The following is a 12924-nucleotide window of genomic DNA, read 5'->3' on the forward strand; positions in this document are numbered from 1 at the left end:
TGTGGCAAAGTTCCAATCAATCGCCACATTGTGGAGGCATTTCGCCACCAGCCTGCGTGCAAGCTCTTGCCTTTTTGAGCAAGAGACACCACAAGGGCCCCGCGCATCCCTGACAGATATAAGGATTGACCGATGAAGGCCGCCGTCATCGTGTTTCCGGGCCTCAATCGTGACCGCGACATGATCGCGGCGCTGACCAAGATCGGGGGCGAAAAGCCGGCCGTGGTCTGGCACCAGGATAGTGATATCCCCGATGCCGACCTGATTGTCATCCCCGGCGGCTTCTCTTATGGCGACTATCTGCGCTGCGGCGCCATTGCCGCGCGTTCGCCTATCATGGACAGTCTGCGCGAGCGCGCCGCCAGTGGCACCAAAGTGCTCGGCGTTTGCAATGGCTTTCAGATCCTGATCGAGGCCGGGCTGCTGCCGGGCGCGCTGATGCGCAATAATTCGCTCAAGTTTGTCTGCCGCGAGGTCAAGCTCGAGGTCACCAATGCGGAGACCGACTTTACCCGCGGCTACACCAAGGGCCAGATCATCCGTTGCCCGGTGGCCCATCACGACGGCAATTACTTTGCCGATGCCGAGACGCTGCAGCGGCTCGAAGGCGATGGGCGGGTGGCCTTCCGCTACGCAGAGGGTACCAACCCAAATGGCTCGATCAACGACATCGCCGGCATCCTGAACGAACAAAAGAACGTGCTCGGCCTGATGCCGCACCCGGAAAACCTCATCGAAAGCGCCCATGGCGGCGATGATGGGCGCGCGCTGTTTGCGGCCGCGCTTAAACAGGTGGCATGAACCAGCCGATGCTGAACCGCGCGCTGACATGGACGGGCCTTGTTCTCGGGCTCGGCGCGCTCGGCCTGCAGTTCTCCATCTCCGTGCCGGCCTATATGGCCAATGGCATAGGGCTGCCCGCGGCGCTGGTGCAGTTCTTCAGTTTCTTCACCATCCTCACCAACATCACTATCACCGTGATCTATCTCTCGGCGCTTGCCAGTTGGTCCTGGCTCGACTGGTTCCGCGCGCCGAAAACGCGGGCGATGATGGTCGGGGTGATGATGCTTGTGATGATCTTCTATCACGTGCTGCTGCGCCCGATCTGGCAGCCCGAGGGGCTGTTTCTGGTCTGTGATTATCTGCTGCACTACGCCGCGCCGATCCTGTTCGCACTGTGGTGGGGCCTGACGCAGAAGCATGGGACAGTCGACTATGCCGATGCGCCGGTCATGCTGGTGCCGCCTTTGGTCTATCTCGCCTATGTCATGGCACGCGGCGCCCTCACCAATGCCTATCCATACCCCACGCTCAATGCCTTCGAACTGGGCTATGGGCAGGTCGCCATCAACGTCGTGATGGTGGCCATCGGCCTTATCATTCTCTATGTGATCACCATCGGCATTGACCGCGCGTTGGCGCGGCGCCTGGCCACTGCCTGATCCCTCCTGCAGGACCTCCTCGATGACTCTTCGCAACGACATCGCCATCACCCCCGACCTGGTCGCCAGCCATGGGCTGAAGCCGGATGAGTATCAGAAGATCCTCGACCTGATCGGCCGCGAGCCGACCTATACCGAGCTCGGCATCTTCTCGGCGATGTGGAACGAGCACTGCTCCTACAAGAGCTCGAAAAAATGGCTGCGCACCCTGCCGACCAAGGGACCGCGCGTGATCCAGGGGCCGGGCGAGAATGCCGGCGTGGTCGATATCGGCGACGGGCAGGCCGTGGTGTTCAAGATGGAATCCCACAATCACCCGAGTTACATCGAGCCCTATCAGGGTGCGGCGACCGGCGTGGGCGGTATACTGCGCGACGTCTTCACCATGGGTGCGCGACCCGTGGCGGCGATGAATGCGCTGCGCTTTGGCGCGCCGGACCATGAAAAGACCCGGCATCTGGTGAGTGGCGTGGTGGCCGGCGTCGGCGGCTATGGCAATAGCTTCGGCGTGCCGACGGTAGGCGGCGAGGTCGAGTTCGACGCGCGCTATAATGGCAATAACCTGGTCAATGCCTTCGCGGCGGGTTTGGCAGACACCGACAAGATTTTCTATTCCGAGGCCAAGGGCGTCGGCCTGCCGGTGGTGTATCTCGGTGCAAAGACCGGCCGCGATGGCGTGGGTGGCGCCACCATGGCCTCGGCCGAATTCGGCGATGACATCGAGGAAAAGCGTCCCACCGTGCAGGTTGGCGACCCATTCACCGAAAAGCGCCTGCTCGAAGCATGCCTCGAACTGATGCAGACCGGCGCGGTAATCGCCATTCAGGACATGGGCGCGGCCGGTCTCACCTGTTCGGCGGTGGAAATGGGCGCCAAGGGTGACCTCGGCATCGAGCTCGATCTCGACAAGGTGCCGGTGCGCGAGGAGCGCATGACCGCCTATGAAATGATGCTGAGCGAAAGCCAGGAGCGCATGCTCATGGTGCTGCATCCCGAAAAGGAAGCGGCAGCGCGCAAGGTGTTCGAAAAGTGGGAGCTGGACTTTGCCACCGTCGGCAAGACCACCGACGATCTGCGGTTCCGCGTGCTCTGGCAGGGCGATGAAGTCGCCAATCTGCCAATCAAGGAACTGGGCGACGAAGCGCCCGAATATGACCGGCCCTGGACCGAACCCAAAATCCCGGCGCCGCTCGCCAAGGATGACGTGCCGCAGATGGACGTGGCCGAGGCGCTGCTGGCGCTGGTGGGTGGGCATCAGTGCTCGTCGCGCCGCTGGGTCTATGAGCAGTATGACACGCTGATCCAGGGCAATTCCATGCAGCGCCCCGGGGGCGATGCCGGGGTGATCCGGGTCGAGGGCCACGAGACCAAGGGCCTCGCCTTCTCCTCGGACGTCAATCCGCGCTATTGCGAAGCCAACCCGTTTGAAGGTGGCAAGCAGGCCGTGGCCGAGTGCTGGCGTAACCTGACGGCGACGGGTGCCGAGCCGCTGGCCGCGACCGACAACCTCAATTTCGGCAACCCCGAGCGCCCCGAAATCATGGGCCAGCTCGTCAAGGCCATTGAAGGCATTGGCGAGGCGTGCCGGGTGCTGGAATTCCCGATCGTCTCGGGCAATGTCAGCCTTTACAACGAAACCAATGGCCGCGGCATCCTGCCGACCCCGACCATTGGCGGCGTCGGCCTGCTGCCTGAATGGAAGCAGAGCGTCGGCATTGGCTTTGCCGCCGAGAACCAGCCGATCCTGTTGATCGGTGGACCTGCGGAGCGCGGCACACATCTGGGACAGTCGATCTATCTGCGCGATCTGTTTGACCGCCGCGATGGGGATGCGCCGCATGTCGACCTAGCGGCGGAAAAGAAGACCGGCGATTTCGTGCGCAAGCTGATCCGCTCGGGCGCGGTCACGGCCTGCCATGACCTTTCCGATGGCGGTCTGGGCGTGGCCCTGGCCGAAATGGCGATGGCCGGTGAGATTGGTGCGACAGTCACCGATGTCGAGGGCAACGATCCGATCCTGACCTTCTTTGGCGAGGATCAGGGCCGTTACCTCGTGACGCTCAATCTCGACCCGCAGGGAGCCGAGATCGCGGCCCTCTGGAAAGAAGCCGAGGCATTGGGCATCTTTGCCCCCTGGATCGGCAGCACCGGCGGCACGACGCTTACCCTGGGCGGCGCCAAGCCGGTTTCGGTGGCAACCCTCAAGGCGGCTCATGAAAGCTGGTTCCCCAGCTTCATGGAGGGCGAACCCAGCCTTTAGGCAGACCCGCCATATCATCGCCTTGGTTTGGGTTGTTTTGCTCATCCCGGTAGAGGCGCGGTTCAACAGGAGCAGACGATGCAGCACATATCGGTGGCGACACTTGCAACCCTGGGCCTCGTCCTGGCTCCAAGCCTGGTCGCGGCGCAGAGCGTCAATGTCACGCGCTCCATTCTGCCCACCCTGCCCTATACGGTGATCTACCCCGAAGGCATGATCGCAAGCGGCGGCGGTGGCGACCCGCTGACCATCAATCACCCCGAGGCGCCGCTGCAATGTGACCTCACCGTAGTGCCGGTTGAGGACACTGGCTGGACCGCAGAGGCAGCGCTGAACGCTCTCGATGATGCCGAAGTGGCCGCGTCGTGGTCCGAAATCATGCCCGGCTTTGCCTTGGGCAACAAAGGCACCACGCCCTATCAGGACAACACAGCGCTAATCTATGACGGCTCAAGCCCGCAATCGAGCATGGGCGTGCCATTGACCGTGGTGCACACCGAAACGGTCTCCAACGGCCGGGGCTATGTGCTCGATTGCCTTTATGCCACGGCCGAAGCGGCACAGGCCCGCCCCATCGTTGACTTCATCATAGCCAACTTCGCCACGCGTTCGGATGCCGAATGCTGCATAGGAGCCGAAGTGGCACCCGATCAAGAGACTGTTCCCACACAATAGGACCAGTTGAAGCCGGTCATTGTGCATGCCATATCAATGACATTGGCGTCGGCCCCATCGGCGCCTCAGTCAGACCAGCGGGAGAGTGAACATGGCCATGGACGCAAGCGAAATCGAGCGCCGCATCAAGGCTGCTCTGCCCGATGCGGAAATTGAAATCCGCGATCTTGCCGGCGATGGCGACCATTGGGCAGCTGCGGTCAAATCCGAGCAGTTCCGCGGCAAGACCCGCGTGCAGCAGCACAAGATGGTCTATGACAGCCTGCAAGGCGATATGGGTGGCGCCTTGCACGCCCTGGCCTTGCAGACCAGCGTGCCGGACTGACCGCGTGTCGGGGCTGCGCGACTCGCTCGACCTGATCCGCATGGTGCGGCCAGAGGCTGGCACTGCAGCTATCGACCACGAAATCCAGGCAGAGCGCGCCAACTCGCTGAGCGCGGCAGAACGGCGTGTCATCAAGGCCATCGCCGGATTTAAGACGGGCGACGACCACGAGCATTGGCTGGCCGAAGCGCGCGAGGCGGTCTGGGGCTATTTCGTGCAGCGCGAACTGATTGGCTTTCGCCGCCACACCGAGGTGATTGCGGATCTCGGCATACCGGGCGAGGTGCTGAACGGGCTGGGGGCGAGGGCGAAATGACCGTTGCGGATTGCCGGTTCTGTCTCGAGAACCAGTTGCTGGTCGATGCGCCCATACTCGAAACCGAACATTTCTACATGCTGGGCAGCATCGACCCCATGGTGCCAATCGCTGGCATAGTCATCCCAAAACGCCATAGCGACGACCCATTTGGGCTAACTGCGGTCGAATGGGCCGACTTTGGAAATGCCCTGGCTGCAGCCAAGGAGCACTTCTCTCCGCACAAGCCAGACGGCTTCACTCTAGGTTGGAATGTCGGCGCCGTGGCAAGCCAGCACGTATTTCATTCGCATCTCCACATCATCCCGCGCTTCAGGGGCGAACCGAATGAAGGGGTTGGAATCCGCCGTGTCATGAGAACACCCGCATGGAAACCGGAAGATTGACTCGCACTATTCTGTTCGACGTCGATGGCGTGCTGATCAACGGTTATCATTCCAATCCGGAGCGGGTCGTGCCCTGGGACAAGGATTTGCTGGCCGACACCGGGGTCGATCCGGACCGGTTGCGAAAGGAGTTCATCTTCGACATCTTCATCAAGAAGGTGATCGTTGGCGAAATGGCCTTGATGGACGCGCTGGAAAAGCGCCTGCCCGCATTGGGCTATACCGGAAGCCCGATGGCCTTTGCGCGCTATTGGCTAGAGAAGGACTCCAATCTCAACCAGCCTGTGCTCGACGTCGTCGGCAAGCTGCGCGCTGCGGGGGATTGCCGGCTCTATATCGCCACCAATCAGGAGCACATGCGGGCAAACTGGCTCTGGTCCGTGCTCAAGCTCGGCGATCTGTTCGACGACATTTTCTATTCGGCCCGCATTGGCACCCGTAAACCGGATCCGCGCTACTACCAGTTTATCGCTGACAGGATCGGGCCGGTCACCGACGCGCCCCTGTTTTTCGATGACACCGAGGCGGTGGTGCTCGGCGCACGCAAGGCGGGCTGGGAGGCGGTCCAGTTCGACACCATAGACGACATGATTGATCACCCATGGGTGAAAGCGCGGCTCTAGCCGGGCGGCGCCACTCGACAGCCAAGCCCGCCTGCCCTATTTAGAAGCCAGCTTTAACCGGCCCTTGAACCCGGACTTTTCGAAAGGCTCCTCCCATGACCGACATCAACGCCTTTATCGACGACAAGGTGAAGAACAACGACGTGTTCCTGTTTATGAAAGGCTCGCCGGATTTTCCGCAGTGCGGCTTTTCCGGTCAGGTCGTGCAGATCCTGAACTATCTCGGCGTCGACTATTCCAGCGCCAATGTGCTTGAAAGCGACGAGTTGCGCGAAGGCATCAAGGCCTACACCAACTGGCCGACCATCCCCCAGCTCTACGTGAAGGGCGAATTTGTCGGCGGCGCAGACATTGTGCGCGAAATGTTCCAGTCAGGTGAGTTGCAGACCCACTTCCAGCAGGCCGGCCTCGAGGTCAAGCAGAGCGCCTGATCGCGTTCTTCGCGGAATCAGTTTCAGAAGGCCCAGTCTTAACAGACTGGGCCTTTTACGTTTTTAGGCGCATTGCCGCTGACAGGTCGCGCAAGAGTTGAACTGTAGGCTCCTGTGTTTGCCGACCACCGCACCCGCCTCCCTCCCCATCAAGGGGAGGGAGGCGCAGGACCGCGGCCCCACTGTTCATCGCCTCCCTCCCCTTTGTGGGCTTCGACCCATCCCGAAGGGCCTAGCTCTCCAGCGGAGAGATAGGAGACGAGAAGGATCAAGGGTGGGCGCGCCACTTCCGAATACGGACTGACTAGAGAGATCGCTGACGCGGCTGGCAGCAGGAGCAGTCATCACCAATTCTGATCATACCCATCAGTTATTATCGCTTTGCGTGATAGCTGGCTGGGCGTAGATTGGCGTGACGATCGTTTCGAGACTTCCACCATGACCGTTACCGCCGCGCGCCCCGCCGTTCCCCTTCCCCTCGTTATCATTGCCGGCTGCATCATTGCCGCCATCGGGTTCGGTACGCGCGGCTCGTTCGGCCTGTTCACCCTGCCGGTAACTGAAGACCTGGGCCTCAGCCGCGAGCAATGGGGCATGGCCATGGCCGTGCAGAACCTGGTCTGGGGCATTGCCCAGCCCTTTGCCGGCGGCATGGCGGACAAATATGGTTCAGGGCGCGTGCTCGCGGTGGGCGGGCTCGTCTATGCCTTGGGCGTGCTCGGCATGGCCTTTTCCCCCGACACGCTGACCATGACCCTGACAGCGGGCGTGGTGACTGGTGTCGGCATTGCCATCGCTTCTTTCGGCGTTGTCATGGCTGCCTTCGGACGAGTGGTGCCGGCGGAAAAGCGCAGCTTTGTCTTCGGTATTGCAACCGCCGCCTCCTCGGCCGGACAATTCATCTTCGCGCCGCTCGGCCAGGGCTTTATCTCGGCTTTTGGCTGGCAAATGGCGTTGGTCTGGATCGCGCTGATCCTGCTAATGGTCATTCCGCTGTCGGCAGCCCTGCGCGGCCGCACCGAATCCCTGCCTGGCGAAGCCGACCTGCCTTTCATGCAGGCGCTGTCGCGCGCCTGGGGCCATGGCTCCTACCGGCTCCTGGTAATCGGCTTTTTCGTCTGCGGCTTCCACCTGGCCTTCATCAATGTGCATATGCCGGCCTATCTGGTGCAGTGCGGCCTGTCGCCCGAAGTCGGGAGCTGGACCATTGCCGTGATCGGCCTGTTCAATGTTGTCGGCTCGCTGCTCTCAGGCTGGCTGGGCAGCCGCCTGCCCAAGCAGATGCTGCTGGCCAGCATCTATTTCCTGCGCGCGCTGCTGATCGCCGCATTCCTGCTCATTCCGGTCAGCGAGATCACCGCCTATGGTTTTGCCGCCGGCATGGGACTGCTCTGGCTCTCGACGGTGCCGTTGACCGCAGGGCTGGTGTCCCTGTTCTTCGGCCCGCGCTATATGGGCATGCTCTATGGCATCGCTTTTCTGAGCCATCAGATCGGGTCTTTCGTCGGCGTCTGGCTGGGCGGGGTGGTCTATGATCAGACCGGCGCCTATGACCTGGTGTGGTATCTGGGTATTCTGCTCGGCCTCGGTTCGGCCGCCATCCACATCCCGATCAACGAGCGCAGCGCGACAAATTTTGTCCTGAAATCGGCCTAGCCATCCATCGGCTCTTGCCGATTGAAGGCTTGCCAAACTGGATCAACGGGTTCATGGTCCGCTCAATTCCTTCGGCCGTTTCCCTCCGGCTTTGACGAGTTTCAATCATGTCCGATCATTACACGCGGGTCCTTTCCCGCCCTGAATTCATTGCCCTTATGGCTGCGCTTATGGCGCTCAATGCCCTGGCCATCGACGTCATGCTGCCTGCCCTGCCCTATATGGGCGAGGCGCTGGGCGTCAGCCACGAGAACGAGCGCCAGTTTGTCATCACCGCCTACATGATCGGGATGGGCGTCGCCCAGCTCGCTTTCGGGCCGCTGACCGACCGGTTCGGCCGCCGCGCGCCGCTTCTGGTCGGCATTGGCGTCTATATTGTCGCCGTGATCATTGCAGCCTTTGCGCCCAGCTTCACGATGCTGCTGGTACTGCGCTTCATCCAGGGCCTGGGCGCCGCCAGCGTGCGCGTGATCACCACCGCCGTGGTGCGTGACCGGTATTCTGGCCGTGAAATGGCCGAGGTCATGTCGCTGGTCTTCATGGTGTTCATGGCCATTCCGGTGATTGCGCCGAGCATTGGCCAGGTGCTGCTCCTGACCGGACCATGGCAAACCATCTTCCTGTTCATGGGTGGGCTGGCGCTGGTGTTCTGGCTCTGGACCTTCATGCGGCTGCCCGAGACGCTGCCCCTCGACAAGCGCCGCCCGCTCAGCATGAAGGGTGTGACGGAAGGCTTCCACATCGTCTTCACCAATCGCGTCGCCATTTCCTATGGCCTTGCCGGCATGTTCCTGTTCGGGGCGCTGTTCGGATTCATCAGTTCGTCCCAGCAGATCTATGTCGATATCTATGGGCTCGGGGTCTATTTCCCGGTCGCCTTCGCTCTGGTAGCGGGGCTGATGGCAGTATCTTCCTTCACCAACTCCAAGGTCGTGCGGCGCGTGGGCATGCGCCGTCTTTCGCATGGCGCCATGCTGACCTTTACCGTGGTTTCGGGTATCTGGCTGGCCTTCGCCATGTCCGGCTTCCTGCCGCTCTGGCTGTTCTTCAGCCTGTTGTGCGTCATCATGTTCTCTTTCGGCTGGTCGGCCTCGAACATGAACTCGCTGTCCATGGAGCCGCTGGGCGCCGTTGCCGGCACCGCCGCATCGGTCTTTGGCTTCATCCAGACCGTGGGTGGCGCACTGATCGGCGGCTATATCGGGCAATTGTTCGACGGCACCACCGTTCCGGCCGCCGCGGGCTATTTCACCATGGGCGTCATGTCGCTCGTGTTCATCCTGATCGCCGAAAAAGGCAGGCTCTTCGGCGTTGGCGAGCAATATGCGGACGCCAAGACCGAGCCGGTGATGGAAGCGCACTGATCGACCCAAAAAAGGCCGCACATTGTGCGGCCTTTTTCTTGCCTCCTGCAGGCCATATCAGACCGTAAACACCTCGTGCCGCAAAGTGGTCCAGCTTTCCTCGTCCGATGCGACGAGTAGACCACCCGACAAATCGGAGGGGTGATAGGGCGTGCCGTCGAACTTGGCGACGTGGGCTCCAGCCTCGCGCATGATCAGCGCGCCGCCGACATGGTCCCAGGGCATGAGCTTGGCATACATCATGAAATGCACATTGCCGCCGGCGGCATAGCGATATTCGTGGCCGGCGCAGCGGTAATTGGCCAGCATCTTGACCTTGGCCAGATTGGCCATGACCGTTGTGCGCTGCTCCATCGGCAGAAACATGGTGGACGCCAGCCCGCCCATCTCGCTGAGCGGCACCGGATCGGCAAATTTCTGGCGGATGGCGCGGCCATCTGGGAAGATCTGGAACGCGCCGCAGCCCTTTTCGGCCATCAGCACGTCATCGCCCACGGGGTCGTAGATGACGCCGGCCACTGGCTCTCCATTCTGCACCACCGCTGCCATGACCGCGAACAGTGGCAGGCCGCCGGCGAAATTGGCAGTGCCATCAACGGGATCGACGTAAATAACGATTCGATCCTCGAGGTTGGTGTCGAGCAATTTGGGATTAGCCGCCACGGCCTCCTCGCCAATCACCAGCACATCGGGGCGATGCGCATTGATGGCAGCAGTGATGACCCGCTCGGCGCCGACATCGGCCTCGGTGACGAGGTCGAAGGCGCCTGACTTGGTTTGTACCGTTCCTTCATCGAGCCGCCGGAAGCGCGGCATGATCTCCTCCTGTGCTGCCTGTTTCAGGATGGCGGCGAGGCGATCAACATTCATGGTGTTAGACGTCCTTGGGCTGGATGGAAAGGCCTGCGAAATCGAACAGGCGCGGGTCTAGCATATGGCTCGGATTGATATTCCCGAGGGCACGGATCATTACATCCTTGCGGCCAGGCATTGCCTTCTCCATGTCGTTGAGCATGGCCTTGGTGACATTGCGCTGCAAGCCGTCCTGCGAGCCGCAGAGATCGCAAGGGATAATGGGGAACTGCATGGCATCGGAAAACCTCTGCAGGTCCTCCTCGGCGCAATAGATCAGCGGCCGCAGCACTTCGAGATCGCCTTCGTCATTAACGAGCTTGGGCGGCATGGCCGCCAGCTTGCCGCCGTGAAACAGGTTCATGAAGAAGGTTTCGAGGCTGTCGTCACGGTGGTGCCCCAACACCAACGCGGTACACCCCTCTTCCCGCGCGATGCGATAGAGATTGCCACGCCTCAAGCGCGAGCAGAGCGAACAATAGGTCGCGCCCTGGGGCAGCTTGTCGGTGACAATGGAATAGGTGTCCTGATATTCGATGCGGTGCTCCAGCCCCAGCCCGGTCAGGAATTCGGGCAGGATATGCTTGGGAAAATTGGGCTGGCCCTGATCGAGATTGCAGGCGAGCAGTTCCACAGGCAGCAGACCACGCCATTTCAGGTCGAGCAGCAGGGCAAGCAGGCCATAGCTGTCCTTGCCGCCGGACAGCGCAATCAGCCACTTCTCGCCGGGTCGCACCATGGCAAACTTCTCGAGAGCCTCGCGGGTGTTGCGGATCAGCCGCTTGCGCAGCTTGTTGAACTCCACCGAACGCGGTGCATTGGCGAATATCGGATGCGCGCCGCTGTCGGCGTCATCAGCGGGCGTGGCGGGGGCATCCATCACCGCGGACATGGCGAAACTCTCTTTTGAAGGCACGCGTAGCTGATAACGCGTCAGGCGCCGGATGGAAAGGTCGGCTGAAAGGGTGAAACCTTACCAAAGCTTAACTTCCTGTCCTTGTTTAATGCCGATTGCCACAGTTAGATGACACAACTTTCCGACACCCTGGAGTCACGCGGTGTTCCGTTCTTTCTTTCCCGATCCCAAGCTCTTCTTCTCCTCGGCTGTCATCTGGATGCTGGCAGCCGTATTGCTCTGGTTCGCCATAGGCGAGCCGGCCCGCTCGGTGCTCAGCATAGACCGCTTCACCCATCCGGTGGTTTCGGCGCCTATTGCTGACCAGCCCACGACCGAAGATGTGCCCGGCACGCCGGACCCTGCGGCTGGTGCCGCGCAAACAAACCCAAATGCGCCCGCAGAAACTGAGAGCGAGTCGCCCACCGCACCTAGTCCGACCGCGCGAGCCATGGCAGGTGCCGAGCTGAATTTCCTGACCGCCGAGCGCGTGTGGCTCTACCAGTATGTGCTGATGACAGCGTTGCTGTTCTGCGTGTTCTGGTACTTCTACAAGCGCAATGAGTGGTATTGGTGGTCAGTGGTTTCCTCGACCATCATCCTGCTCATTATTTATTTTCAGGTGCAGGTATCGGAATTCGTCAATGAGTGGTCCGGCTCGTTCTTCAACGTCATCCAGCTGGCGCTGACACAGCCCGGCTCGGTGACGCCGGAGCAATTGTATGGCCTGACCTGGACCATCATTCTGGTAACCATCCCCAGTGTCCTCGTGGCGGTGGGTCTAGCCTTCTACACCTCGCACTATGTGTTCCGCTGGCGCAAGGCGATGAACTTCTACTACATGGAGCATTGGCCCAAGATCCGCACCACAGAGGGCGCAGCCCAACGCGTTCAGGAAGATACCATGCGGTTCGCCGCGATCATGGAAGACCTCGGCACGGCATTCTTCGACTCTCTGATCACGCTGGTCGTATTCCTGCCCCTGCTCTGGAACCTTTCGGCCAATATCAGCGAACTGCCAATATTTGGCGAAACGCCAGGTGGCCTTGTCTGGGTCGCGCTTGTCGGCGCAGCGGCGGGTACAGCACTGCTGGCCTTGGTGGGCATCAAGCTGCCCGGTTTGAACTTCAACAACCAGTTGGTCGAAGCGGCCTACCGAAAGGAACTGGTGTTCGGCGAGGACCACCCGGACCGGGCCCAGCCTCCGACTGTCCGTGATCTGTTCGCCAATGTGCAGCGGAACTACTTCCGCCTGTATTTCCACTACACCTACTTTAACTTGGCGCGCTACGGTTACACGAACATGGTAGGCTATGTGCCCCTCCTGGTGATGGCCCCGTCCATCCTGGCCGGCACACTGACCATGGGCCTATACCAGCAGATCCAGATTGCCTTCAATCAGGTCTTCAGCTCATTCCAGTTCTTCGCACGGGCCTGGACTGTGATCGTGGAACTGCAGTCGGTCATCATGCGCCTGCGCACCTTCGAGAGCTACATTCCGCGCGACCAGGAGCCGATCAAGGTCAGTGTTGGCAGCGGAACGCCAGCAGAGTGAGACACCCTTGCGGGTGGGGCGGTCGCCCTGCCCGCTGGTCTCCTGCCACAATGGAATGCGTTGGCGGCGACGTCGCGCCAACACTTCCCGACAAAACAAAGAAAGGGCCGCTCCCCAGGAGCGGCCCTTTCCAATTTCGTGATC

14 protein-coding genes are annotated in these 12924 nt (G+C 61.1%); 12 read left to right on the top strand and 2 right to left on the bottom strand.

The genetic code is table 11. The annotated features are described in order from the left end of the window. The first annotated feature begins 132 nt into the window (after window positions 1-132). The 11 genes from purQ to GO014_RS05975 all read left to right on the top strand — a co-directional run bounded on the left by purQ (window position 133) and on the right by GO014_RS05975 (window position 9478). On the top strand, window positions 133-801 hold the full coding sequence (gene purQ / locus GO014_RS05925) for a phosphoribosylformylglycinamidine synthase subunit PurQ (RefSeq protein ID WP_157289462.1): 669 nt from the start codon (window positions 133-135) through the stop codon (window positions 799-801). Further along, window positions 798-1442 carry a Pr6Pr family membrane protein gene (locus GO014_RS05930; protein ID WP_157289463.1) on the top strand — a complete coding sequence of 215 codons (645 nt, stop codon included), beginning with the start codon at window positions 798-800 and terminating at the stop codon, window positions 1440-1442. The genes purQ and GO014_RS05930 overlap by 4 nt, the downstream gene beginning before the upstream one ends. A 22-nt stretch (window positions 1443-1464) precedes the next feature. Next, window positions 1465-3702, top strand: a complete 2238-nt coding sequence (gene purL / locus GO014_RS05935; RefSeq protein ID WP_157289464.1) for a phosphoribosylformylglycinamidine synthase subunit PurL — start codon at window positions 1465-1467, stop codon at window positions 3700-3702. Window positions 3703-3780: 78 nt separating this feature from the next. Continuing rightward, window positions 3781-4377 (top strand): hypothetical protein, encoded by a 597-nt coding sequence (locus GO014_RS05940; protein ID WP_157289465.1) that lies wholly within the window; start codon window positions 3781-3783, stop codon window positions 4375-4377. 91 nt (window positions 4378-4468) lie between these two features. Further along, on the top strand, window positions 4469-4702 hold the full coding sequence (locus GO014_RS05945; protein ID WP_116588412.1) for a BolA/IbaG family iron-sulfur metabolism protein: 234 nt from the start codon (window positions 4469-4471) through the stop codon (window positions 4700-4702). 4 nt (window positions 4703-4706) lie between these two features. Further along, window positions 4707-5018: a DUF6665 family protein gene (locus GO014_RS05950; RefSeq protein ID WP_343030793.1), complete on the top strand. Its 312-nt coding sequence runs from the start codon at window positions 4707-4709 to the stop codon at window positions 5016-5018. Continuing rightward, complete coding sequence (locus tag GO014_RS05955) at window positions 5015-5404, top strand: HIT family protein (protein WP_157289466.1); 390 nt, start codon at window positions 5015-5017, stop codon at window positions 5402-5404. The genes GO014_RS05950 and GO014_RS05955 overlap by 4 nt, the downstream gene beginning before the upstream one ends. Then, entirely contained in the window at window positions 5401-6027 is a 627-nt protein-coding gene (locus GO014_RS05960) for an HAD-IA family hydrolase (protein WP_157289467.1), read from the top strand. The genes GO014_RS05955 and GO014_RS05960 overlap by 4 nt, the downstream gene beginning before the upstream one ends. 95 nt (window positions 6028-6122) lie before the next feature. Next, window positions 6123-6458 (top strand): Grx4 family monothiol glutaredoxin, encoded by a 336-nt coding sequence (grxD, locus tag GO014_RS05965; RefSeq protein WP_116588409.1) that lies wholly within the window; start codon window positions 6123-6125, stop codon window positions 6456-6458. A 438-nt stretch (window positions 6459-6896) separates the two neighbouring features. Continuing rightward, window positions 6897-8114: an MFS transporter gene (locus GO014_RS05970; protein WP_157289468.1), complete on the top strand. Its 1218-nt coding sequence runs from the start codon at window positions 6897-6899 to the stop codon at window positions 8112-8114. A 107-nt stretch (window positions 8115-8221) separates the two neighbouring features. Then, window positions 8222-9478, top strand: coding sequence for a multidrug effflux MFS transporter (locus GO014_RS05975; RefSeq protein ID WP_157289469.1), 1257 nt, complete (start codon window positions 8222-8224; stop codon window positions 9476-9478). Window positions 9479-9535: 57 nt separating this feature from the next. Here GO014_RS05975 and GO014_RS05980 read toward each other — a convergent pair whose 3' ends face one another. Both GO014_RS05980 and ttcA read right to left on the bottom strand, forming a co-directional pair. Continuing rightward, on the bottom strand, window positions 9536-10348 hold the full coding sequence (locus GO014_RS05980) for an inositol monophosphatase family protein (RefSeq protein ID WP_157289470.1): 813 nt from the start codon (window positions 10346-10348) through the stop codon (window positions 9536-9538). A 4-nt stretch (window positions 10349-10352) separates the two neighbouring features. Then, the gene (gene ttcA, locus GO014_RS05985) at window positions 10353-11222 is read right to left on the bottom strand and encodes a tRNA 2-thiocytidine(32) synthetase TtcA (protein ID WP_116588405.1); all 870 of its coding nucleotides are present in this window, start codon (window positions 11220-11222) and stop codon (window positions 10353-10355) included. A gap of 166 nt (window positions 11223-11388) precedes the next feature. Here ttcA and GO014_RS05990 point away from each other — a divergent pair, with 166 nt between their 5' ends. Then, entirely contained in the window at window positions 11389-12780 is a 1392-nt protein-coding gene (locus GO014_RS05990) for a peptide transporter (RefSeq protein WP_343030795.1), read from the top strand. Window positions 12781-12924 lie beyond the last annotated feature (144 nt).

It is taken from the genome of Devosia marina (assembly GCF_009758415.1).
GTDB classification, from domain to species: Bacteria; Pseudomonadota; Alphaproteobacteria; order Rhizobiales; family Devosiaceae; genus Devosia; species Devosia marina.